Here is a 21,651-nt window from a genome sequence, read left to right on the forward strand (position 1 = left end):
TTGAAATTCCTAGTTCCGGGCAACGGCCCGGTGCAAGCTAGTTACGATTTGAATTGCCAGAGTATTCTCGTTGCTATAGGGGCCCTCGCTGTAATGTTCAAGTTCGTAGCCGATTTTGATTAGCTGGAGTCTGTCGGGACGGAAGCCCGCCGTGGCCTCGATACTCTGGACTTTCCCCGATGCGTTCGCGCTCGTGTAGCCGACGCGGGTAGCAAGGTACCATCGCGGATTCAGTACCCGCTTTACCTCCGCGTAGCCGGCCTGCTCGCGGAAAGTCGGAATCGCCGTATAGGGCAGTACGAATTTCTGCAGCTCTCCCTGTACATTCCAGTGGCCGCGTGCCCATTGGATGTCCAGACCCAGGGCGTGGGCTGGAAGCGAACTCGGGTTCTCCTCTCCAGGAAAAAAATACTTGGATTTTCGATCCAGATACGGACCGCGAAACGCCGAGACGCCGACCCGCAATCCCTGCCGGATCGTGTATCCGCCGCCACCGGCCCAATTGCCATATTGGTCGCGCGCAAACAGGCTTCGGGGATTCACCGGCGACGAGTTGACGAACTGCGCTCTTCCGTCCCACTTGCCGCGCGTCGCGTCTATTTGGGCACCGGCAAGACCGAGAATGGATACCGGTGCTGAGTAATAGCCATATTCGATCGGCAAATCGATGAGGGCGTTGTCTGCATCGTCATAGCGAAGGGGAAAGGAACCGAAGGCTGTTGAAAGCTGCCCCGCGCGAATCAGGACCGATCCCTTATTCGATATCCGCGAATAGTTGAGAGTGGCCTGAAGAAGGTTGCCTTTCGCTCCATAACCGTTGGCAGAAAAGCTTCCAAAGAAATATTGGCTTGAATAGAGTTGCCACGCTCCGGTAGCAGTCCAGTGGTCGTTTATCTTCCACGTGGGATAGAAGACAGAGCGGAAACCTGCGTCTCCGGACGACCCGGATCTGGGTGTTTCTGTGGATATGCTCGAAACTGCGGCCTGCCCGCTGAGAGTGGCGCGGAGATCGAAGCCGGAATTGGCTTCCTGCGCGGCTATGAACTGAGGACACAGCACCGCGGAGAGCAGACACAAAGCGAGAGCCTTTATCATCCAGCCTCCACTGCTTCAAGTTCCCTCACCCGGCTAGGTTCTTCCGACACAACCGGTTCAGCAATGAGAACTTGGCGCGGCAGATTCACGAACAGCTCTACAATCCTGGGATCGAATTGCGTTCCCGAGTTCTCGCGAAGAATCTGGACGGCTCGCTCGTGGGTCAATCCTCGCCTATATGACCGATCGGTCGTCATTGCGTCATAAGCATCCGATATGTGAATGATGCGTGCGTCGATTGGCGTTTCTTCGCCCGATTGCCCTTTCGGGTATCCTGAGCCATCCCAGTTCTCGTGATGCAGCTCTACGGCCTCGAGGACGGGCGCGAGGCCCTGCACGCCTTCAAGAATCCGGCGGCCAATCACGGGGTGTTCCTTGACCATGGCCCACTCCTCGTCTGTGAGTCGGCCAGGCTTCTGGAGAACGCTGTCGGGGACCCCAATTTTGCCGATGTCGTGGAGGGACGCGCCGACCCGAATCCGTTCCACTTGCTCAGCATCAAGACCCAGCGCAACCGCTGTTGCACATGCGAGCTGGCTGACCCGATTGCTATGACCGGAGGTATACCGATCGCGTGCATCGAGCGCGTGCGCGAGGGAACCGACAAACTCCGCGTACGCTCCTTCCAGGCTTTCCCGTGCTTTCCGAACGGACACGGCGGCCCGGTTGTAGCTTCTGGCGAGCTCCCGGATTTCCACCGTCGACGAAAGATCGCTCTCGAACTCCGGGAGCACGCCGGTCCGCTCCGCGTTGCGGAGATGAGCTACCACGGCTGCGATGGGTTTCACGATGGAACGTGACGAAAAGACACTGCATAGGAAAGCAACCAGCACGGACCCCCCCGCCACGGTGAGGAACAGGCTGTGCAGTCTGGACGCAACGGGAGCTGTCGCCGCATCTACGTTTTCGAGACTTTCCAGTAGATAGCCGCCGCCGAAGGACTGCATCGGAAGGGCAATCCAGTTGACTCCCTTCAATCGGACGTCGCATTCGGATTGGCCCGAACATCGGCCGAGGGCCGCGTCGACCTCGCTGAGTGAGACACCGGGGATGTTGGACTTGATCACCGTCCTGTCATGGATCAGCACGGCGGGAGTCGTGAGTTCCGCGAAGTTGAAATACTCACCCACTGAAAGGGAGCCTAGATTTTCTTCCTCTTGATCAATCGGAACCGATGCAACCCTAAAGGTGCGGCCACCAATGAAAAGGAGCCCTTTTTTACCAGGTTCGAGAGTGGCTAGATCCATCGGGACGAGTTGGCTGTTCCCGCCAGGCTCTTCTGCGGACTGGCGGATGACGCCCGCGAGCGGCACGCCATTGGGCCCGGAAACAATCAGAAAATCGAAGCCCATATGTTCGCCGAGCTCTCGCAGTTGATCCTGCACAGTTCTTTCCGCCGCCTCGCTGCCGGATTCGGACCGGAGCAGTTGCATTCCGGCCTTAAGTGCGGCGTTTTCCCCTGCAACATTGAGAAAGCGGCTGTCTTGAAGATCACCTTTCGTGTGAATGCGGGCAATCGCCAACTGGTTTTCACGCAGAGTTGTGCGCAGGCCCTCGCGCACAGTCGATTGCACGAACTGTTGGATCATCCAGAAGCCGCCAGACAAGAGGACTGCGAAAGGGACAAAGCAGATAAGGAAGACTCGAGTTCGGAAGCGCATAGTCACCTGATTCCCGCGAAGTTCACGGCGAATTCCGTCACAGCTCTTTACTCCGGGTCTTTGTCGATCGGAATAAAAAAATCAGCGACGGAGTCGCGCCCTGTTTCCACCTCAATCGATTTTCGGAAGTAGCCGGCAGTCCTGTGCCACGCAACAATGGTGTATTTGCCAGGCGGCACATCCGGTATTCGATACTGCCCTGCTCGATCCGCCCGCGCATACCACCGGTTTGGAGTCACGATGATGGTGGCTTCCATATTTGGGTGCAGATGACAGTAGACGTCTACAACACCAGGCTTCGGAAAAACCACGTTGCGCGTTTCACCCTTGCTGTAACTTCCAAGATCGAAGGTTTTCGGCTTAGAAAGCGAGAAGATATTGTGAAAGATAGGATCCATGTTGGGGAACGAAACAGTTGAACCTACCGGGACAACAAGGAGATCGGGCGAGAATTGACGGTCGAGTTGCTGGATCGGAAGCGTAGCCGGATGGGAGGAATTCGCTTCTGCGGAACCCGGCCCTTCAAGATAGATCACAACGTGTGACCGTTCATATTCCAGGGGATCTTCCCCGGCGTCTTCACCGAGCTTCACGGCGGTCCCCCGCTGATAAATGGAAACAGTGGCGGTGACACGCCTGTTGGTCAGCCTCTTCTTGACCAGAATCGTACCCGTGATGTTCTGCGCTCCTGCCCCGACAGCGAGGACAACGAATGCGATAAGTACGCGCAGGCTATTCATGAGAGTTAACAGAACACCGCGAGAGTGGCGATTTGCTTTTTCAAGTTCAGTGCCCTTCCGGCGCTCCCCAAATGAAACCGAGGTACCTTGATATAGTTACCAGTGTATGGGCATAGTAGTCGCTAACTATACAACCTTTAGGGGAGATTTTGATTACCTTAGTGCGCATATTAATAGCGCCTCGGAGTGACGAGCGGGCGAATTACAAGTTCTGACTCTGTACGTAACGCAGATAGACCAATCGCGCCGCCTGACTACTTTTGCGCCGCAATCCAGTCATTTACGCGTTGCTCCAGCACATCCAGCGGCAGAGCTCCAGAGTCGAGCACCTCGTCGTGGAAGGCTCGAATATCGAACTTGTCCCCCAGCGCCTTTTTGGCCCGGTCGCGCAGCTCAAGAATCTTCAACTGACCGATTTTGTAGGCCAGCGCCTGCCCCGGCCACGCGATATAGCGATCCGTCTCGGCCTGGATATTCGTATCATCCATGCCGGAGTGGGCTTTGAAGTAATCGATCATCTGCTCGCGCGTCCAGTGCTGCGAATGCACGCCCGTATCGACTACCAGCCGGATGGCGCGCCACATATCGGCTTCCAGCCGGCCAAAGTCCGAGTACGGGTCCTGATAGAAACCAACATCCTTCCCAAGTCGCTCGGAGTAAAGCGCCCAGCCTTCGACGAAGGCCGTGTAACTGCTGTATTTCCGGAACTCCGGCATCCCCTGCAACTCTTCGCCAATCGAGATTTGCAAATGGTGCCCCGGAATACCTTCATGATAGGAAATCGCCTCGACGTCAACCAGCGACCGTTCCGTTGCGTTGTAAGTATTGACGGTAATGCGCCCTGGGCGGCTGCCATCCGGAGAGCCTTGCTGGTAGTAAGCCTGCGGCGCCGATTTCGCCGAGTAGTCAGGAATGGTTGAAACTTCCAAAACTGCCTTCGGGAGATGGCCAAAGAGCGAGGGCAGCTTGGCTTGCATCGCATTCACGTAGCCGCGATACGCGCCGATCAAGGCATCGGCCGAGGCCGGATGCAGCTTTGGATTGGCCGCGAGCGAAGCCTGAAATGACTTGATATCCGCGAAGCCCATCTTCTTTGCAATTACCAGCATTTCGGCTTCGTCGCGCTTTACTTCATCGAGACCGATCTGATGAATCTGGTCCGGAGTAAGGTTTGTTGTCGTCTCGCGCCGGATGCAAAAGGCATAATACTTTGCGCCGTCCTCAAGCGCCCAGATTCCCGGCTGCTCGCGACCCGCGGGGACGTAGGTGACTTCCAGAAACCGCTGAAAACGCAGATATGCCGGCAGCACTTCCTTGCCGATGGCGTTCAGCATTTCAGTCTTGATGCGTTCCCGCTCAGCAGCCGGAACACTGGCAGGAAAGCTCTTGAGCGGTAGCGCCAGCGGCGAATCTTCCGGCTTCTGGTGGGCCAGGTCTTTGACCTGATCGAGCACCTTTTCCATCAGGAACTTCGGCGGAACGCGATGGTCTTCGACGCCGAGGGACATGTTGCGCGACACCTGCTCGAAGGCCTTCGGAATGGCGTGAAGCCTGGCGATCCAGTCGTCGTAATCCTTCCCGGTGGTAAAGCTGAGCTGGCGCACGAGGTCCGGGTAAGTGGTGTGGATGCCGCCCATTTGATTCACCGGCATCTCCCACTCCTTGAACTCAGCTGCCTCCTGATCCTGGGTGAACTGGCGCAGAAGCAGATCGCGGCTTGTCACTTCCTGCGGCGTGAAACCCGTCGGATCGATTGCAGCGAGACGCAGCAGGAAGCCCTGTTCGCGTTCCAATCCCTCGTTGAAGGCCTGCACGGAGTAGTCGCTGATCTGATCGTTGTACCGTTTGTCGCCGATGGAAGAAGCGAACTCCGGCGAGTGGCGCAGATTGTCCTGCCAATAGTCGTCAAAGAGGCGATTGAGCGCCTTGCGCCGGTCCTCCAGCGACTGCGGAGCAGCCGCCGCATTCGGATCGACTTTGAGGGCTTGTCCGCGCAGCAAGGCGGCGTTGACAGGCGTGAAAAGCACGAAAGCGATCAGCGAAAGATGGAGTCTGTTCAAAGCGAAATCCTCGGGCGCGCGAGCGCGGCCTGTGTCGAGTTTAAGACATCCAAACGCGATGGAATGCAAAGCGCTTCGAGGGCAACCCAGCTATGCCGTAGAATCCTCTTGCCGAGCGAAAACAGGGTTGGCCACTTCGATGCAAATGACCTTTCAAGCCGTGCTGGAGAAGATTGAAACGGGATTCTCCTCGGTTATGGCGCGAATTCCCTTCGATCCCGTAGAGGTGTGGCCGGTTCGCTCCAAGTTACGCGTGAAAGGCTCTATCCGGGCTGCTAATGAGGCGAGTGAGCCAGTGGCCATCGCCACTTCTCTGCTTCGCTCGCAGGAGCGCGGGTATTTTCTGCTTGTCACAGGCAAGATGCGAAAGGCCGCGCATCTTACTGCGGGGAGTCTTGCAGAGATAGTTCTGGAGCCCGATCTGGATGACCGTGCGGCTACTCCGCCTCCAGAATTGGCAAAGCTCCTCAAGTCGGACCGCAGCGTAAAGAAATGGTACGAAACGCTGAACTACTCCACACGCAAATACATTGCGGACATGGTCGCTGAACCCAAATCCGCCGAAGTGCGCGTGCGCCGGGCCGAACAATGGATGGAGCGAATCATGCTGATCATGGACGGAGAAGAATCTCCGCCTCCAATTCTTCAGGTTGCCTTTCGCCGCCAGCCGCTTGCTCGCGTGGGCTGGGAAGCGCTAACGCCCAACCAGCGCCGCATGACGCTCTTCGGCATCTTCATGTGCCAGAGCCCGGAGGCGCAGGCCAAGCGCACTGAGCGCGCAGTGGAAGATGCCGTAAAGGCGGCAAGACGATCCACGCACATGGCAGGTTCAAGGAATGCATCCAATCCGGAAGATTAGGCCCAGAAGATAAAACGGAGTTCGTCTGGGGACTGGCCGCGGTCCATGCGCTCCTCCATGAGTTAAACTTGCCCCTGACGATCGCCAGGCGGTAACTCCAGAATCAGAAAACCAACGATCCTACCAAGGAGACATAAATGGAGACACATGCGAAGGGAAGCTTCGAGGTGAAGATGACTCCGCAAACCTGGAGTGAGTTTCCGGCCGATGAGACTCTTGGCCGGTTTCTGCTCGACAAGCAATACCACGGCGATCTAGAAGCGACCAGCCAGGGCCAGATGTTGAGCGGGGGCACGATTGCGAAAGGCTCGGCAGGTTACGTCGCCATTGAGAAAGTAACCGGTACTCTGCAAGGGCGCAGCGGGTCTTTCATCCTGCAACACAACGGCGTCATGAACCGTGGCGTTCCTGAGCTGACCATCACCATCGTGCCTGACTCGGGCTGCGGAGAGTTGACGGGAGTGGCTGGGAAGATGACGGTTCAAATTGCCGATGGCAAGCACTCCTACGAACTGGCATATACACTGGCAACGATTCAATAGAAAAAGGTGGATTGAAGATGGGTTTTAGAATTCGCGCGGCAGTGCCGGTGTTTCTGGCAGTGCTCGCATTCAGTGCGTCTGTTCCGTCCGGCGCTGAGATCAAGGGAGACGCGGTCGACCACGTAAACCCATACATTGGCACGGGCAGCGGCAAGATCGGCTACGGCGGAACAATGCCATTCGTCACGCCGCCCTTTGGCATGACCGACTGGACACCGCAGACACGCCAGAACAAGCTGAGCGTCGTCTCCTATAAATACGAAGACACCACCATCTCCGGCTTTATCGGCACCCATCAACCGGCGATCTGGATGGGAGACTACGGCTACGTCACGCTGATGCCGGAGATCGGGGAACTCAAGACCACTCCTGAAGCGCGCAAGTTAGCGTTCACTCACAGCGATGAGATTGCGCGGCCAGATTACTACTCCGTGTTGATGGATACTGGCGATTCGAAGCGAATTCGCGCTGAGATGACGGCAACCGAGCGTTGCGCATACATGCGGTTTACCTTTCCTGCCGGGGCGGATTCCAGGATTGTTGTCGAGGCGTCGCGCCCAGGGATCGATGGATTCGCCAAGGTGGATGCGGCAGCGCATGAGATCACCGGCTACAACCCGGATCGCGTGGACTCCGGGCTTGGTCCGTTCAAGCTGCCTAACTTCAAGGGGTACTTTGTCGTCCAGTTTCGCAAGAGCTTTTCTGCTGCTGGGACCTATGGCCCGAACGAGCCAACCCATGCCGATGCAACGGGCGCGTTTGCGAGTTTTGCAACTCACGATGGCGACGTAATTGAGGCGCGAGTCGGCACTTCATTCATCAGCATCGAGCAGGCGCGCGCGAACCTGAAAGCTGAGATACCGGAGTGGGATTTCGACTCAGTGCAGAAGAAGCTGCGCGCCGAGTGGAATGACAAGCTCTCGCGCGTCTCGGTCGAAGGCGCAAGCGATGATCAAGTCAAGACGGTAACGACTGCTCTGTATCATGCGTTGCTTTATCCGCGTATCTTCTCGGAGCAGGGCCGCTATTACAGCGCTTTTGACGACACGATCCACTCCGGCGAGTCGTATACCGCTTACTCGATCTGGGATACCTTTCGCGCGGAGAACAGCCTGTTGACGCTGGTCGCCCCGGAGCGCATTCCCGGCATGATTACGGCTCTGCTCAACGACTATCAGGAGGGCGGCTGGATGCCCAAGTGGCCAAACCCATCCTACACCAACATCATGATCGGGACCCACGCCGACTCACTGGTGGCGGAGGCGATCAACAAGCACTTCACTGGTTTCGATTACGACCTTGCGTGGAAGGCTGTCTACAAAGACGCGATGACGCCGCCCGATGACGATACAAAACATACGTGGTATGACCGCGAGCCGCATACTCCGTATGAAGCACGCGCTGGCCTGACTTACTTGAAGCAGTTAGGTTATATCCCGACCGACAAGACTGCGGAAGCCGCATCAAGCACGCTGGAAGAATCTTACGACGACTGGTGCGTGGCGCAGGTGGCCAAGGCTCTTGGCAAGACCAAGGATTACGAATTCTTTCTGAAGCGTTCGCTCAACTACCGGCACCTCTTCAACAAGGAAACCGGCTTCATGCAGGGCCGGAAATCCGATGGCTCGTGGGCAGACCCCAAGGATGGCTGGACGGAGGGCGACCACTGGGTCTATACGTGGGCGGTGATGCATGATCTGCCCGGGCTTGTGGCGCTGATGGGCGGGCGCGATGCCTACAACGCCAGACTGGATGAGCATTTCAGCGGCGGGCATAACGTTCACAGCAACGAGCCGAGCCATCATTACCCATATCTCTACGACTACAGCGGAGCGGCGTGGAAGACGCAGGCCAGGGTGCGCGAGGTTGCGAATGCCGAGTACGCCAATCTGCCCTCGGGCATTGACGGTGATGACGATTGCGGGCAGATGTCGGCGTGGTATCTATTCACGGCTCTTGGCTTCTATCCGGTGAATCCGGCCTCGGGCGATTACATGATCGGCAGTCCGCTTTTCAGGAAGATGACGCTGCGGCTGGCGAATGGCAAGACGCTCGCGGTGATTGCCGAGAACAACTCGGATAAGAACGTCTACATTCAATCCGCAACGCTGAATGGCAAAGCGCTGGATGAGCCGGTGATTCGCTATGACGAGATAATAGCCGGCGCAACGTTGAAGCTGGTGATGGGTCCCGCGCCGTCCAACTGGGGTGCGAACTGGCGGCCGGCTCCGATTGCAGCCAGTTCTGTGTCTGGTTCTCTGTCTGGGAAGCCATAACCCGCACCTGATAAAGTTGTAAGTTATGCCACTTACGGTTACAGTCTGGCTGCATTCGCTTTCCATCGTGGTGGCGGCTTACCTTTTGGGGTCGATTCCCACGGGATATCTGCTGATGCGAATCTTTCGCAAGCAGGATATTCGCACGCTCGGCAGCGGCAATATCGGCGCCACCAATGTGCTTCGCTCCGGCGCCAAGGGGCTGGGAGCCGCGACCTTTCTGCTCGATGTGCTGAAGGGAGCGCTGGCAGTGCTGGTCGGCGCGCGGCTGGCGACGATGGGGTTTCCGCACCTTCGCCCGCATGATGCGACGGCGCTCGCGGCGCTTTGTGCTGTGCTGGGACACATGTTCCCAATCTGGCTTGGGTTGCGCGGCGGCAAGGGAGTGGCGACGGCATTTGGCGTCTTCCTGGTGCTGGTTCCCTACGCTGCGCTGGGCTCGCTGGCCGTGTTTGTCGTTGTATTCGCGCTTGGCCGCTATGTGTCTCTCGCCTCGGTCCTGGGAGCGGCGGCGTTTCCGCTGTTTGCTTGGCTGGCCGCTCCGTGGGCACGCAATTATCTGATCATGGCGATCGTCGGCATTGTGGCTGGCCTGATTCTTGTAAAACATCAGCAGAATATTCTCCGGTTGATGGCGGGAACGGAGTACCGTTTTGGCTCGGGCGGCAAGAAGACGCCAAATGAAGCGCCCAACCCCGAGAACGGCCCTGCATGAGCCGGATTACCGTTCTGGGTTCCGGCGCATGGGGAACCGCAATCGCGCTTTCGCTGTCCCGCAAGGGCGATCACGAGGTAACGCTCTGGTCGCATCGCGCTGAAACCGCCGAGGCGTTGAACCGAAGCCGGGAGAATCTGCACTTTCTTCCGGGATTTCCCTTCCCGGACTCTTTGAAGGTCGTCTCGGACGATGCCCTGGCCGTAGCCGACGCTGGAATTCTGGTCTGCGCCGTGCCGTCCGAGTTCCTGAGACCAACATTAACCCGCATGGCCCGGCATATTCATCCTGGAGCGGTAATCGTAAGCGCAACCAAGGGAATTGAAGACCACACCTTCCTCCGCATGAGCGAAGTGATTGAGAGTTGTCTTAAAAAGGAACTCGCAGGGAACGGAGCTGATGTAGCCGTAGGCGCGTTGAGCGGACCATCCTTCGCCCAGGAGGTGGCCGCTGAGATGCCGACCGCAGTCACGGTCGCTTTTCGTGATCCGGCAGTTGCGGCGCAGATTCAGAAGGAGTTTTCGAGTCCGACGCTGCGGCTCTACACCAATGACGACGTGATTGGCGTGGAGATGGGCGGTGCGCTCAAGAATGTAATCGCCATCGCCGCAGGAGTGCTCGCTGGACTCGGGCTGGGCCAGAATTCGGCTGCCGGGCTGATTACCCGTGGCATTGCCGAGATCACTCGCCTCGCTGTCGCAGCCGGAGGCCAACGCGAGACGCTGGCGGGATTGAGCGGTGTCGGCGACCTTGTGCTGACCTGCACCGGTTCTCTTTCGCGCAATCGCACGGTAGGCTTCGAACTCGGACGCGGGCGCAAGCTTCCCGAAATCCTGGCGGGGTTGGATGGCAAGGTGGCTGAAGGCGTTCGGACGACCCGGGCGGCATTGGGTCTGGCGCGTAAGTTGGGCGTGGAGATGCCGATTACCGAGCAGATGGAACTAATTCTCGACGAGGGCAAGGACCCGAAGGCCGCGATCCGCGAACTGATGCTGCGCCCAGGCCGCGACGAGGATTAGAACCGGCCGTGACTGGCCGTCCAGGCGTACTTCGGCTGGGCGTTGCTGAGTTATCCCGCTTTCTTCCCGAGTCCACTTTCAAAATACTGATGGCTCTGGCTGGTAGACTCGAATTCGGATAGATACCCATGTTTTCAAAGCTTTTTGGCGGCAAGAAAGCCGATAATCCCGCGGAATCGGAAACCTTTGAAGCGGAAGTAAACGCAACGGTTGCAGAGCCGGAGCCTGCGCAGGACCGCGAACGGACTGGTTTCGGATCTGCCTTCTTTGACCGGATGAAGCAGGCGGTGACTCGCACGCGCGAGTCGTTTTCTTCGCGGCTTGAGGGCGTGCTGGCGCTTACGCGAACTGTAGACGAGAGCGCTCTCGAAGACCTTGAATCGGCGCTGCTTACCAGCGATCTTGGGCTGCCGACGACGACGGCCATTCTGGAGCAGTTGCGCGACCGGGCGCTCCGGAAGGATATTGCCGGCGGCGAGGAACTTCGGTCGCTGCTGAAAGAGCAAATCCGCGCGATTCTGGAGGCTCCTCGCAAGCCTATCGCGGAGCCTGCCGCGCCGCCGAAGGTGATTTTTCTGGTCGGCGTGAATGGTACCGGCAAGACGACGACAAGCGGCAAGTTGGCGGCCTGGAATCGCAACCTAAACAAAACAGTGCTGTTATGTGCGGCAGACACCTTTCGCGCGGCGGCGATTGAGCAGCTTGAGGTCTGGGCTTCGCGGTCAGGCGTGGAGATGATCAAGACCAAGCACGGTGGCGATCCGGCTGCGGTTTTGTATGACGCGGTGTCGGCAGCCAAGGCTCGCGGGATTGACGTCCTTGTGGTGGACACGGCGGGGCGGCTGCATACCAAGACCGGCTTGATGGATGAGCTGGAAAAGATGCGGCGGACGGCTAAACGGTTGATTCCAGAGGCTCCGCATGAGGTGCTGCTGGTGATGGACGCAACGACTGGGCAGAACGGATTGCAGCAGGCGCGGTTGTTTACCGAAGCCTCCGGCGTGACCGGGATTGTGCTGACCAAGCTGGATGGAACGGCCAAAGGTGGTATTGCTGTGGCCATTGCGCGGGAATTGAACCTTCCGGTGCGGTATGTCGGGGTTGGCGAAAAGATCGGGGATCTGCTGGAATTTGACCCGGAGGCCTTTGTCGATTCGCTGCTGGGAGACTGAATTCAGCGGCCTGCATAGGCGGATCGGGCAACAGTATTTGCAGGAATTGCAGCATAGACTGGCGGATAAATTACATAGATTGCCGGATAGCCGACGTTGATCGTCCGGCAAGAGAGACTGGAATGACTGACGCGATGGCCGCTGCCGAGAAAGATACAGTTTGGATGGGCAAGGCGCTGGATCTTGCCCGTCACGGCATCGGCCTCTGTTCACCGAACCCCGTAGTCGGGTGCGTGATCCTGGATCGGCAGGGTGAGGTTGCAGGCGAGGGCTGGCATGAGTACGACCGGCTGGATCACGCTGAGGTTGTCGCGATTCGCGCGGCTGGCGATAGGGCCAAAGGTGGAACTGCTTACGTCACGCTGGAGCCCTGCAACCATACTGGGCGCACTGGTCCCTGCACCCAGGCTCTGATTACAGCAGGAGTGGCGCGGGTTGTGGCGGCGACCAGGGATCCGAACCCGTTGGTTGCTGGGACTGGGTTGGAGCGGCTGCGGCAGGCTGGAATTGCGGTCGAGGTTGGAGTATGCCAGGCGGAGGCGCAGCGGCTGAATGAGGGGTTTGCGCGCTGGATTGTCAGCAAGCGGCCAACGGTCGAGATGAAGGTCGCGATTACGCTCGACGGGCGGATCGGGCCGCCGCCGGGGAAGCAGGCGGCTCGACAGCCTTACTGGATCACTGGCGAGGCTTCGCGGGCTGCGGTGCAGGTGATGCGATGGGAGGCCGATGCTGTGCTGACGGGCGTCGACACCGTGATTGCCGACGACCCGATGATGACGGATCGCAGCGGCAGGCCGAGGCGCAGGCAGTTGCAGCGGGTGATTCTGGATTCGGCGCTGCGGATGCCGCTGGACGCGAAGCTGGTAACTACTGCGCAGGACGACGTGGTGCTGTTTACGGTCAGCAAGGATGAGGCGCGGGTGCAGGAGCTGATCCGGCGCGGTGTTCGCGTCAAAGTGCTCACGGCTGATTCGGGGCGGGTGCCGCTGGGCCGGGTTTTGGACATGCTGGGCGCGGATGGGATTCAAACGCTGCTTACGGAGACTGGCACGCGGCTAAATACGGCTCTGCTTGCGGCGGGGCTAGTAGACCGGCTGAAGGTTTTCTGTTCGCCGCAGATCATGGGTTCCGATGCGGTGCCGGCCTTTCGCGGGCTGAGCATGCCGGTGATGCTCGATGCGGCTGAGGTTGAGCGCCACGGGAATGACTATTCCGTTTCGGCGCTGCTGCGCGATCCGTGGGCGTCTGCGCCGAAGCATTAGGTCTCATCAGGCGCTCTTGTCCGAAATTTCGGTTTTAACTGGCGAATCGTTCGGCGGAGCGGGCTTTTCTTCTGGCGGCTTCTTCGTCGCGGTCTTTGGGGGATGCTGAGGTTTCGAGCGACGCGAGCAGGCGCGCCGAGACTGCGGCTATTTCGTCGACGGCGGCGAGGAATGCGGCTTCGTTCGTCTTCGAAGGCTTGGTGAATCCGCTGATCTTTCGGACGAATTGCAGCGAGGCGTCTCGAATCTCCTGGTCGGTGACCGGCGGATCGAAGTTAAAGAGGGTTTTGATGTTTCTGCACATGGGCATTGGCCTCTTACCACAGCATAAACACACACTGAAATGGCCGTGGAAATTGGAATCTGACCGCGATTGGGTTTTATCATATGGGAGTTATGCCGTTTCCGATTCGCGTTTGTGCCGTTTGTTCTGAAGAGTTTGAATTGAAGCCGGACAAGCCCGGTTTTGCCAACCGCTGCCCTTCGTGCAGTGAGCCGGAAGACGATGAGCCGGCCTCGAAGCGCGCCATGGACGCCGAGGAGCGTAAGGCGGAGAGCGAAGCCAATGAGGCGCGGCGAAAAGCGATCCGCGATCTGCTGTATCGCAAGGACAGCTGAGGGTTTGGTTTTGCGCCCGGCGAAGAAGAGCCTCGCTCTGCTAAAAGCGGTAAGCTGGAAGTATGTTTACTGGGATTATTGAGCGGACCGGAACAATCGTTTCTTTAACAGACATGGGCGGGGTGCGGCGGTTGACGGTTGCTGCGCCGGAGATTGCGGGGCAGTTGCGCGAGGGCGATTCGCTGGCGGTTTCGGGTGTCTGCCTGACAGCGCTGGATGTGAATCCTGAGCTGTTTCATGCTGATCTGGCGGCGGAGACGCTGGCGAAGACTTCTCTTGGTGCCCTGGCCGCCGGTTCGCTGGTCAATCTGGAGCTGCCTACGGCTGCTGGTTCCCCGCTTGGCGGTCATATTGTGCAGGGCCATGTGGATGGGACCGGCGAACTCGTCTCACTGAAGCCCGTTGTGTCTGAATCCAGCCCTCATTTTGACAAACAGACGACTGACTGGACACTGCGGGTTCGGGTTCCGGAGCATGTGCGCCCGTGGATGGTGTTCAAGGGGTCTGTCGCGCTCGAAGGAATCAGCCTGACGATTGCGGACTTTGATGGCGAGATTGTTACCGCCGCCATTTTGCCGCTCACCTACTGGCGCACGAATCTTCATGCGCTGGCCGCTGGCGCGCCGATCAATGTGGAGGCCGATGTGCTCGTCAAACTGGCCTATGCGAAGCTGCTGGACGACGAAAAGCCCAGGTTTGAGTTGATCGAGGCATGGCTGGTGGCGGAGGGATTTTAGTCCGCGAATCGGGGTATGATTGTTTTTAAGGCACTTACACCAGAATTTACGGGAGGGCAATTCAGACCATGCAGACAATTCAGGCATCGGAAGTGGAAGCTCATTTCCCGCATATTCTCGACGGGATTGAACGAGGCGAGACGGTAGTGATCACACGGGAGGGCAAGGCGATTGCGCACATCTCTTCAGGCGCTGGGCCTAAAGCTGCTCCCGATGCCGGGCCCCAAAGAAAAATCGACCCCGAGCGTATTCAGCGCGCCAAGGCTGAGATTATGGAGATTCGAAAACGCACCAAGCCGGTTTCGCTCGAGGAAATTCTTTCTGCCCGAGATGAGGGGCGTCGATAGAGAGAGATGCCCTATGTCCTGGATGCTTCTGTGACGATTACATGGGCAATGCCCGACGAGGAGCATCCAGTGGCGACCTTAGCCTATGCCCAACTGGACTTCGAGTCTGCCATTGTGCCGCCAATATGGTGCTACGAAGTCCGAAACATTTTACTGGTTAATGAGCGAAGACAGCGCATTTCGCAAATGGACTCGACCCGCTTTCTTCGTCAGCTAGATCAATTTTCAATCGAGACAGACAACGCGCCGAACCACTCAAACCTGCTCCATCTGGCCCGCCAGCATCGGCTGACCGTTTACGACGCTGCGTATCTGGAACTGGCTCAGAGGCATGGCGTTCCGCTGGCGACGTTGGACAAGGCTCTGTGGGCTGCTGCGAAGGCTGCTGGGATTCCTCTTCTGGCGTAGATTTGGCGGCCCGGCCTCCTGACTCCCGATTTTGAGCGCGCGGGGCAGACTGTGCGTCCATCTGCCAGGGATACTGTCACAGGCGGACTACGGAAGCTGATACCCTTGCGAGAGAACCGGAGACGAGAAGCCGGAAAGCGAAGATATGGCTGAATTTGTCATCAAGCTGGCGGATGAGCGGGGACGGGTGCAGGAGCAGACGCACTCGGCTGCCTCGGCGGACGAGTTGAAGCAGCGGTTTCTCCACGCCGGATACCATGTTTTTTCGGTACGTTCGCGGGGCGGGCTCGGCGGACGCAAGAGAAAGACCAAGCTGGAGCCGTTTCTGATCTTTAACCAGCAGTTTCTGACGCTGGTGCGCGCCGGTTTGCCCATTCATGGATCGCTGGAGATGCTGGCCAAGAACCAGCGCAATCCGCACTTTGCCGGGCAGCTTTTGAATGTGACGGAACGGGTGAAGTCGGGCGAGTCGCTCTCGGCGGCCTTTGAGGCGCAGGGCGGTTTTCCGACCATGTACACGACCACGCTGCTGGCCGGAGAGCGCTCCGGCAATTTGCAGGAGGTGCTGGAGCGGTTTGTGAGCTTCCAGCGCATTTCGCTGACGTTTCGCAAAAAGCTGACGGCTTCGCTGATTTATCCGTGCGTGCTGATCGTAATCGTCATCGCTCTGTTCATCTTTCTGATCACGTTTGTCGTGCCCAGCTTTGCGACGCTGTATGACCAGATGGGCTCGCATCTGCCTGGGATTACGGTCGCGCTGCTGAATTTTGGCGTGGCCGCACAGCACCGTGGGCCGTATGCCGCGGTGGTGCTGGCGGCGATTATCTATGGACTGAACCGGTACTCGAAGACGCCCCGGGGGCGAGATCTTCTGGATGGCTTTCGCATCAGCCTGCCGGTTTTTGGCAAGATCTGGATCAAGTATCAGGTCGCACTCTTCGGTCGTACGCTATCGACGCTGCTTACCGGCGGATTGCCGCTGGTGCCGTCGCTGGAGACGGCTGCGCGATCGATCTCCTCGCAGCGGATTGCGAAGGCGGTCTTTTCTTCCGTGGTGCGCGTGCGCGAGGGCAAGAGTCTGGCGAATTCTCTGGAGGCGACGAAGGTCTTCCCTGGCGTGGCAATTGAAATGATCTCGGTAGGCGAGCAGACGGGAGCCCTGCCGCAGATGTTGAATTCGGTCTCGGAGTTTTTTGAAGAGGATGTGGAGACGGCCCTGACGGCCGCGATGGCCCTCATCGAACCCGTGATTCTGCTGGTCATGGGCGTCTTTGTGGTCATTATTCTCATCGCGCTGTATCTGCCGATCTTCTCCTTAGGGCAGGTGCAGCAGTTCTCGCATTAGCGAGTTGGCAGGTTAGCGGGTTAGCAAGTTAGCGGCAACGGTGGCGCTACGAGGGTTGGTTATGGCGGATGCGGTAATTACGGTTCCGAATGGGTTGGCGGCTGGGCTGGATGAGCGCGGGCAGGCGGAGCAGTTGGCGCGACGGTATCGAGCGGAGTTTGCGGACCTTAAGAATTTCAAGATCCAGCACGATCTGCTACGCACAGTTCCCGTGGAATTGATGTTCCGCTTCAATTTTGTGCCTCTGGAACTGCATGACAATGTGCTGGTGATTGCGGTCAGCGACCCATCCAAATTGATGGTTCTGGATGAGATTGCCGGATTGCTGGGGCATCGCATCGAGCCGCGCGTCGCTACGCTCTCGCAGATTACCGATCTGCTGAAGAAGACTGAGCAGTCGCAGCGCGTGCTGGATGAGGCGAGCGAAGGACTGACCTTTGATGTGCTCTCCGGCGATGAGAATGCGGACGAGAATATCTCCATCGAGAAGCTGGCCAGCGATGAGGATCTCAGCCCGATCATCCGCCTGGTGGATACGACGATCTTTACCGCGCTGGAGCGGCGCGCATCGGACGTGCATATCGAGACATACGACGATTCCCTGCTGGTGAAGTACCGCATCGATGGTGTGCTGCAGCCTGCGATGGCTCCTATTGCGCGCGAGCACCACCAGACGATTCTTTCGCGTATCAAGATCATGTCGGAGCTGGACATCGCCGAGCGCCGTGTGCCGCAGGACGGACGATTCCGGGTTCGGTATAAAGGGCGGCTGATCGACTTCCGCGTTTCGATCATGCCTACGGTGCATGGCGAGAACGCTGTGCTTCGTGTGCTCGATAAAGAGTCCATGTCCGAGAAGTTCCGCAACCTGACGCTGGAGGTCGTCGGCTTTGCGGATGCCGATCTGTCGCGCTTCCGGCGGTACATTCGCGAGCCGTACGGGATGGTGCTGGTGACGGGGCCGACCGGTTCGGGCAAGACGACGACGCTTTACGCCGCACTCAATGAGATCAAGAGCGACGAAGACAAGATCATCACCATTGAAGACCCGGTCGAGTACCAGATTCGCGGCATTACGCAGATTCCCGTGAATGAAAAGAAGGGGCTGACTTTTGCCCGCGGCCTTCGCTCGATTCTGCGGCACGATCCGGACAAGATTCTGGTCGGCGAGATCCGCGACGCGGAGACGGCGCAGATTGCCATCAACTCGGCGCTGACAGGACATCTGGTGTTCACGACCGTCCACGCCAATAACGTTGTCGACGTGCTGGGGCGCTTCCTGAACATGGGTGTGGAGGCGTACAACTTCGTTTCGGCGCTGAACTGCATTCTTGCGCAGCGGCTGGTGAGGACGATTTGCACCTATTGCACCACGACGGTGAAGCATTCGGAGGAGATGCTGTTGTTGAGTGGGCTCGATCCGGCGGAGTGGCGCGATTTCGAGTTTCGCGAGGGCGCAGGTTGCATTGAGTGCGGCGGGACCGGATATCGCGGGCGAACGGCGATTCACGAGCTATTGGACTTGACCGACCCGATCCGGGAGTTGATTCTGGATAAACGTCCCACTTCGGAAGTGCGCAAACTGGCCCAGAAGGAAGGCATGAGCTTCCTGCGCGAGTCGGCGCTGGACCGGGTGAGGCGCGGCTTTACCACGCTTAAGGAAATCAACAAGGTTACGTTCATCGAGGCATCCAGATAGTGGCTGGTTTTCGACTGCAGACTTCGATTGGGATTGCGCCGGGCGGGCGGCCAGCGGCGGCGTGCGAAATTTCGCCGACCGGGGTGACGGCCGCTGCGACGGCTGCTGCCGGGGAAGCGCCGGTCTTTGCTTCCGAGACGCTGGCCCCGAATGTGGTGACGCCGGGATTGCTGGAGGGAAATCTGCATGACCTGCCCGCGATTTCCGCTGCGATTCGCACCGCATTGGGCCATGTGCAGCCGCGCACGAAGTCAGTGACGGTGGTCGTGCCGGACCCGGCAGTACGGATTTTTGTGCTGGACTTTGACACGCTGCCTGCGCGCCAGGACGAGGCGCTGCCGGTGCTGCGTTTCCGCCTGCGCAAGTCGGTTCCATTCGACGTGGAGCAGGCGGGCATCAGCTACCAGGTGCTGAGCGAGGGGTCTTCTCGCACGGAGACGCAGTGGAAGGTGCTGGCGGCGATCATGCCCGGGCCGGTGCTGGCTGAGTATGAATCCGCTGTCCGTGCGGCGGGCTACGAGCCGGGCGCAGTGCTGCCGGCGACTCTCGCAGTGTTGGCCGCCATCGACAGCCAGGAAGCGGTACTGACTTTGAATCTGGGCGACCGCGCCTTGACTACGTCCATCGTGTCGGGGAATGACATCCTGCTTTATCGCACAGTGGAGTTACCGCCGGAACCGGAGGCGCACAAAGCCGAAGTTCAGCGGGCAATTGCCGTTGCTGCCGCATTCTTTGAGGATCGGTTGCAGGTCCGTCCGCACCGGATTCTATACGCGGGAGTATTGCCGGTGCATGAGTTTGCGGAACTGGTGGACGATCCGGCATTGTCGATAGGGGAAGTAGCTCCGCGAGCGGCAATTGGGATGGCCTCGGCGATAGGACAGCATTCGGTTGCGGGAGTGACCGGGGCGCTGATGGGGACAAACTAGAACGATGAAGATCACGCTCAATCTTGCGACTCGGCCTTATGCCGATCAGGGTCCGGCGATCAAGCGGCTGCGCATTGGCATGGCGGCGCTAGCGGTGGTGCTTGCCGCGCTGGGCTTTGGGTTGATGCACTTTCACCAGGCGGCGTTGCGCATGGCGGCACAGGAAGATGGTGTCAATCGATCCATTGCGAGGGTACAGCAGGAACAGGAGGGGTATCGGGCGCAGATGCAGCAGCCGGCGAATGCCCGCGTGCTGCAACAGGCCGAGTTCCTGAATGGACTCTTCGATGAAAAGTCTTTCTCGTGGACAGGGGCGATGGAAGACCTGGAGCAGGTGCTGCCAGCCGGGGTCCAGGTGACAGCGATTGAGCCGGCTCGGGGTAAAGATGGACGCCTTACGCTGCGCCTGAAGGTTTCCGGCCAGCGCGAGCGCTCGGTTGAGATGGTGCGAAACATGGAACACTCGCGGCGCTTTGTTTCGCCGCGTATCGCCGGCGAGAACTCGGAGAGCAGTTCGCAGGGAGACCTGCAGCCGGTACGCGAGACTGGCAGGGTGAGTTTCGACATTCTTGCCGAGTACAACCCAGCGACGCTTGAGGAGCGAAAGGCGGAGATTGCAGCACAAAAGCACCGCCATCCCGGCACGGCTTCGGAATCGGCCACGCCATTGCCGTTACCCGCTCGGCCTGCAACGCGGATGCCGTATGCTGGCCAGCCTCCCCAACCTTCTCAGACTCTTCCGGGCCATACAATCAGCGATCCCGCACAGCAGCCGGGCATGCGTCCCAGGCGCAGGGGGGCAGGAGTGCAGAATGCAGCCCCGCAGCCGCCGCAAGGGGGTCCGCAATGAGCACGATGACGCAGGTTCGGGAGCGGTTGCTGTCTCCCCTGGGATTGCACGCGGTGGGGTTTGGTCTGCTGGCGATTGCCACCATTGTGCTGGGCGTCCGGGTGGGATTGGATTGGCGAACAACGAGCAGCAGCAATCAGGATGCGATGGCGACCCGGCAGGCGGAGCTTCGGACGCTTCAGTTCCAGACGGCGCCGCTGCGCGGCCTCGACAAGAAGGTAGCTGAATCAAGCAAGCAGATCGACGCGTTCTATGCCAAGCGAATTCCGCCGAGCTGGTCCGCCGTGCTGGAACGGCTGGGAGACCTGAAGACCAAGGCTCCTGTGCAACTGACCAGGGTGCAGTATACGGTGGCTCCGGGGTCCGGGGATCTTACCGAAATCCGTATGGATGCGGGATTGAGCGGCGATTATCCGGCGATTATGCGCTTTGTGAATGGATTAGAGCGAAGTCCGACGTTTTTTGTGATTCGCGCCATGGCATTGACCGGGCAACAGAGCGGCACGGTGAATCTGAGGTTGGAGTTCTCGACCTGGCTGAGGCCGCAGGACGCGCCGGTCCTATCGCCGCCCGATGACTCGACGGACTCCGACGCGCCTGCCACGGAACCAGACACTTCGCAGGAACGGCACGGAGCAGCGACTCCGAGCAGCGGGAAAGGACGGTAACGATGGCGATCAAGGCCGGTACAGAAAACAAGCGCAATGTCGTGATAGCCATCGTCCTGTTTTGCATTCTGGCGTATCTGGGAATCAGCCAGCTTATGAGCGGTCCGCCTACGACGGTTCCGGTTTCTGCCCCGTCGCGGTCCGCGACGCTGCACGAGACTCCGGAGGCTCCCGCGATTCGAACAGCGACCGGGAGCGCGACGAACAGAAACACGTCCGGACCGGCGGCGCATAAGCTGGCGACCTCGGGGCTTGATCCTGCGCTGCACCTGGAGAGATTGGCTTTGAGCGAGTCGATTGAGTACGCGGGCAGCGGAAGGAATATCTTTTCCGCCAACTCGGCGCCGGTGCAGATTGAAGAGGCGCTTGCGCCTGCGCGGCCCAAGGGCCCGGTTGTGCCTGTGTACACTCCGCCGCCAATTCCGCAACCGCCTGCGATCGATCTGCATTATTTTGGATACTCGGCCAACAAGGATGGGAAGCGGGAAGCGTTTCTGCTGCACGGCGAGGATATTTTTGAAGCCGCAGCGGGTGAGATTGTGAATCACCGCTATAAGGTCGTTGCGGTGGACACTCACTCGGTGCAGGTGACCGATCTCAGCTATAACAACACCCAGACTTTGCCCCTGATGGCGAATTGAAGACCTGT

Annotated in this window: 22 protein-coding genes; 17 read left to right on the forward strand and 5 right to left on the reverse strand. The window is 58.8% G+C overall.

The genetic code is table 11. The annotated features are described in order from the left end of the window. Nucleotides 1-9: 9 nt before the first annotated feature. The 4 genes from OHL23_RS20645 to OHL23_RS20660 all read right to left on the reverse strand — a co-directional run bounded on the left by OHL23_RS20645 (nt 10) and on the right by OHL23_RS20660 (nt 5,556). Nucleotides 10-1,095, reverse strand: a complete 1,086-nt coding sequence (locus OHL23_RS20645) for a hypothetical protein (protein WP_263353853.1) — start codon at nt 1,093-1,095, stop codon at nt 10-12. Continuing rightward, nucleotides 1,092-2,684: an HD-GYP domain-containing protein gene (locus tag OHL23_RS20650; protein ID WP_263353854.1), complete on the reverse strand. Its 1,593-nt coding sequence runs from the start codon at nt 2,682-2,684 to the stop codon at nt 1,092-1,094. Before OHL23_RS20650 ends, OHL23_RS20645 begins: the two co-directional genes overlap by 4 nt. 119 nt (nt 2,685-2,803) lie before the next feature. Next, nucleotides 2,804-3,496, reverse strand: coding sequence for a carboxypeptidase regulatory-like domain-containing protein (locus OHL23_RS20655; RefSeq protein ID WP_263353855.1), 693 nt, complete (start codon nt 3,494-3,496; stop codon nt 2,804-2,806). A 254-nt stretch (nt 3,497-3,750) separates the two neighbouring features. Further along, nucleotides 3,751-5,556 carry a DUF885 domain-containing protein gene (locus OHL23_RS20660; protein WP_263353856.1) on the reverse strand — a complete coding sequence of 602 codons (1,806 nt, stop codon included), beginning with the start codon at nt 5,554-5,556 and terminating at the stop codon, nt 3,751-3,753. Between the two features lie 145 nt (nt 5,557-5,701). Between OHL23_RS20660 and OHL23_RS20665 the strand changes: the two genes are divergently transcribed. The 7 genes from OHL23_RS20665 to ribD all read left to right on the forward strand — a co-directional run bounded on the left by OHL23_RS20665 (nt 5,702) and on the right by ribD (nt 13,401). Beyond that, entirely contained in the window at nt 5,702-6,415 is a 714-nt protein-coding gene (locus tag OHL23_RS20665) for a YdeI/OmpD-associated family protein (RefSeq protein WP_263353857.1), read from the forward strand. Nucleotides 6,416-6,552: 137 nt separating this feature from the next. Continuing rightward, entirely contained in the window at nt 6,553-6,957 is a 405-nt protein-coding gene (locus OHL23_RS20670) for a DUF3224 domain-containing protein (RefSeq protein WP_263353858.1), read from the forward strand. A 17-nt stretch (nt 6,958-6,974) separates the two neighbouring features. Next, on the forward strand, nt 6,975-9,233 hold the full coding sequence (locus tag OHL23_RS20675) for a GH92 family glycosyl hydrolase (RefSeq protein ID WP_263353859.1): 2,259 nt from the start codon (nt 6,975-6,977) through the stop codon (nt 9,231-9,233). Nucleotides 9,234-9,258: 25 nt separating this feature from the next. Then, the gene (gene plsY / locus OHL23_RS20680; protein ID WP_263353860.1) at nt 9,259-9,948 is read left to right on the forward strand and encodes a glycerol-3-phosphate 1-O-acyltransferase PlsY; all 690 of its coding nucleotides are present in this window, start codon (nt 9,259-9,261) and stop codon (nt 9,946-9,948) included. Continuing rightward, on the forward strand, nt 9,945-10,967 hold the full coding sequence (locus OHL23_RS20685; RefSeq protein WP_263353861.1) for an NAD(P)H-dependent glycerol-3-phosphate dehydrogenase: 1,023 nt from the start codon (nt 9,945-9,947) through the stop codon (nt 10,965-10,967). Before plsY ends, OHL23_RS20685 begins: the two co-directional genes overlap by 4 nt. A gap of 128 nt (nt 10,968-11,095) precedes the next feature. After that, nucleotides 11,096-12,139, forward strand: coding sequence for a signal recognition particle-docking protein FtsY (gene ftsY / locus OHL23_RS20690; protein WP_396127391.1), 1,044 nt, complete (start codon nt 11,096-11,098; stop codon nt 12,137-12,139). A gap of 122 nt (nt 12,140-12,261) precedes the next feature. Further along, complete coding sequence (ribD, locus tag OHL23_RS20695; protein WP_263353862.1) at nt 12,262-13,401, forward strand: bifunctional diaminohydroxyphosphoribosylaminopyrimidine deaminase/5-amino-6-(5-phosphoribosylamino)uracil reductase RibD; 1,140 nt, start codon at nt 12,262-12,264, stop codon at nt 13,399-13,401. A 34-nt stretch (nt 13,402-13,435) separates the two neighbouring features. Here ribD and OHL23_RS20700 read toward each other — a convergent pair whose 3' ends face one another. Next, nucleotides 13,436-13,711, reverse strand: coding sequence for a DUF2277 domain-containing protein (locus tag OHL23_RS20700; protein ID WP_263353863.1), 276 nt, complete (start codon nt 13,709-13,711; stop codon nt 13,436-13,438). A 134-nt stretch (nt 13,712-13,845) separates the two neighbouring features. Here OHL23_RS20700 and OHL23_RS20705 point away from each other — a divergent pair, with 134 nt between their 5' ends. From OHL23_RS20705 to OHL23_RS20750, 10 genes are all read left to right on the forward strand, one after another. Next, nucleotides 13,846-14,019: a hypothetical protein gene (locus OHL23_RS20705; protein WP_263353864.1), complete on the forward strand. Its 174-nt coding sequence runs from the start codon at nt 13,846-13,848 to the stop codon at nt 14,017-14,019. Nucleotides 14,020-14,081: 62 nt separating this feature from the next. After that, a complete protein-coding gene (locus OHL23_RS20710; RefSeq protein ID WP_263353865.1) occupies nt 14,082-14,756 on the forward strand; it encodes a riboflavin synthase in 675 nt (224 codons plus the stop codon). Between the two features lie 68 nt (nt 14,757-14,824). Continuing rightward, nucleotides 14,825-15,103, forward strand: coding sequence for a type II toxin-antitoxin system Phd/YefM family antitoxin (locus tag OHL23_RS20715; RefSeq protein WP_263353866.1), 279 nt, complete (start codon nt 14,825-14,827; stop codon nt 15,101-15,103). 6 nt (nt 15,104-15,109) lie between these two features. Further along, nucleotides 15,110-15,511 (forward strand): type II toxin-antitoxin system VapC family toxin, encoded by a 402-nt coding sequence (locus OHL23_RS20720; protein WP_263353867.1) that lies wholly within the window; start codon nt 15,110-15,112, stop codon nt 15,509-15,511. A 145-nt stretch (nt 15,512-15,656) separates the two neighbouring features. Then, nucleotides 15,657-16,856: a type II secretion system F family protein gene (locus OHL23_RS20725; RefSeq protein ID WP_263353868.1), complete on the forward strand. Its 1,200-nt coding sequence runs from the start codon at nt 15,657-15,659 to the stop codon at nt 16,854-16,856. A 61-nt stretch (nt 16,857-16,917) separates the two neighbouring features. Further along, nucleotides 16,918-18,555 carry a GspE/PulE family protein gene (locus OHL23_RS20730; RefSeq protein ID WP_263353869.1) on the forward strand — a complete coding sequence of 546 codons (1,638 nt, stop codon included), beginning with the start codon at nt 16,918-16,920 and terminating at the stop codon, nt 18,553-18,555. Further along, nucleotides 18,555-19,484 (forward strand): type IV pilus biogenesis protein PilM, encoded by a 930-nt coding sequence (gene pilM / locus OHL23_RS20735; RefSeq protein WP_263353870.1) that lies wholly within the window; start codon nt 18,555-18,557, stop codon nt 19,482-19,484. Before OHL23_RS20730 ends, pilM begins: the two co-directional genes overlap by 1 nt. A 4-nt stretch (nt 19,485-19,488) precedes the next feature. Continuing rightward, nucleotides 19,489-20,334, forward strand: a complete 846-nt coding sequence (locus OHL23_RS20740; protein ID WP_263353871.1) for a fimbrial assembly protein — start codon at nt 19,489-19,491, stop codon at nt 20,332-20,334. Further along, the gene (locus tag OHL23_RS20745; protein ID WP_263353872.1) at nt 20,331-21,002 is read left to right on the forward strand and encodes a hypothetical protein; all 672 of its coding nucleotides are present in this window, start codon (nt 20,331-20,333) and stop codon (nt 21,000-21,002) included. The genes OHL23_RS20740 and OHL23_RS20745 overlap by 4 nt, the downstream gene beginning before the upstream one ends. A gap of 2 nt (nt 21,003-21,004) precedes the next feature. Beyond that, entirely contained in the window at nt 21,005-21,643 is a 639-nt protein-coding gene (locus OHL23_RS20750) for a hypothetical protein (RefSeq protein ID WP_263353873.1), read from the forward strand. The last annotated feature ends 8 nt before the right edge of the window (nt 21,644-21,651 follow it).

Source organism: Acidicapsa acidisoli, from assembly GCF_025685625.1.
Taxonomy (GTDB): domain Bacteria; phylum Acidobacteriota; class Terriglobia; order Terriglobales; family Acidobacteriaceae; genus Acidicapsa; species Acidicapsa acidisoli.

Excerpts from the sequence above, each read along its gene's own strand:
- OHL23_RS20645 (WP_263353853.1), bottom strand. The coding sequence starts at position 1,095 with ATGATAAAGGCTCTCGCTTTGTGTCTGCTCTCCGCGGTGCTGTGTCCT.
- OHL23_RS20650 (WP_263353854.1), bottom strand. The coding sequence starts at position 2,684 with ATGATCCAACAGTTCGTGCAATCGACTGTGCGCGAGGGCCTGCGCACA.
- OHL23_RS20655 (WP_263353855.1), bottom strand. The coding sequence starts at position 3,496 with ATGAATAGCCTGCGCGTACTTATCGCATTCGTTGTCCTCGCTGTCGGG.
- OHL23_RS20665 (WP_263353857.1), top strand. The coding sequence starts at position 5,702 with ATGACCTTTCAAGCCGTGCTGGAGAAGATTGAAACGGGATTCTCCTCG.
- OHL23_RS20670 (WP_263353858.1), top strand. The coding sequence starts at position 6,553 with ATGGAGACACATGCGAAGGGAAGCTTCGAGGTGAAGATGACTCCGCAA.
- OHL23_RS20675 (WP_263353859.1), top strand. The coding sequence starts at position 6,975 with ATGGGTTTTAGAATTCGCGCGGCAGTGCCGGTGTTTCTGGCAGTGCTC.
- plsY (WP_263353860.1), top strand. The coding sequence starts at position 9,259 with ATGCCACTTACGGTTACAGTCTGGCTGCATTCGCTTTCCATCGTGGTG.
- OHL23_RS20685 (WP_263353861.1), top strand. The coding sequence starts at position 9,945 with ATGAGCCGGATTACCGTTCTGGGTTCCGGCGCATGGGGAACCGCAATC.
- ftsY (WP_396127391.1), top strand. The coding sequence starts at position 11,096 with ATGTTTTCAAAGCTTTTTGGCGGCAAGAAAGCCGATAATCCCGCGGAA.
- ribD (WP_263353862.1), top strand. The coding sequence starts at position 12,262 with ATGACTGACGCGATGGCCGCTGCCGAGAAAGATACAGTTTGGATGGGC.
- OHL23_RS20700 (WP_263353863.1), bottom strand. The coding sequence starts at position 13,711 with ATGCCCATGTGCAGAAACATCAAAACCCTCTTTAACTTCGATCCGCCG.
- OHL23_RS20710 (WP_263353865.1), top strand. The coding sequence starts at position 14,082 with ATGTTTACTGGGATTATTGAGCGGACCGGAACAATCGTTTCTTTAACA.
- OHL23_RS20715 (WP_263353866.1), top strand. The coding sequence starts at position 14,825 with ATGCAGACAATTCAGGCATCGGAAGTGGAAGCTCATTTCCCGCATATT.
- OHL23_RS20720 (WP_263353867.1), top strand. The coding sequence starts at position 15,110 with ATGCCCTATGTCCTGGATGCTTCTGTGACGATTACATGGGCAATGCCC.
- OHL23_RS20725 (WP_263353868.1), top strand. The coding sequence starts at position 15,657 with ATGGCTGAATTTGTCATCAAGCTGGCGGATGAGCGGGGACGGGTGCAG.
- OHL23_RS20730 (WP_263353869.1), top strand. The coding sequence starts at position 16,918 with ATGGCGGATGCGGTAATTACGGTTCCGAATGGGTTGGCGGCTGGGCTG.
- OHL23_RS20740 (WP_263353871.1), top strand. The coding sequence starts at position 19,489 with ATGAAGATCACGCTCAATCTTGCGACTCGGCCTTATGCCGATCAGGGT.
- OHL23_RS20745 (WP_263353872.1), top strand. The coding sequence starts at position 20,331 with ATGAGCACGATGACGCAGGTTCGGGAGCGGTTGCTGTCTCCCCTGGGA.
- OHL23_RS20750 (WP_263353873.1), top strand. The coding sequence starts at position 21,005 with ATGGCGATCAAGGCCGGTACAGAAAACAAGCGCAATGTCGTGATAGCC.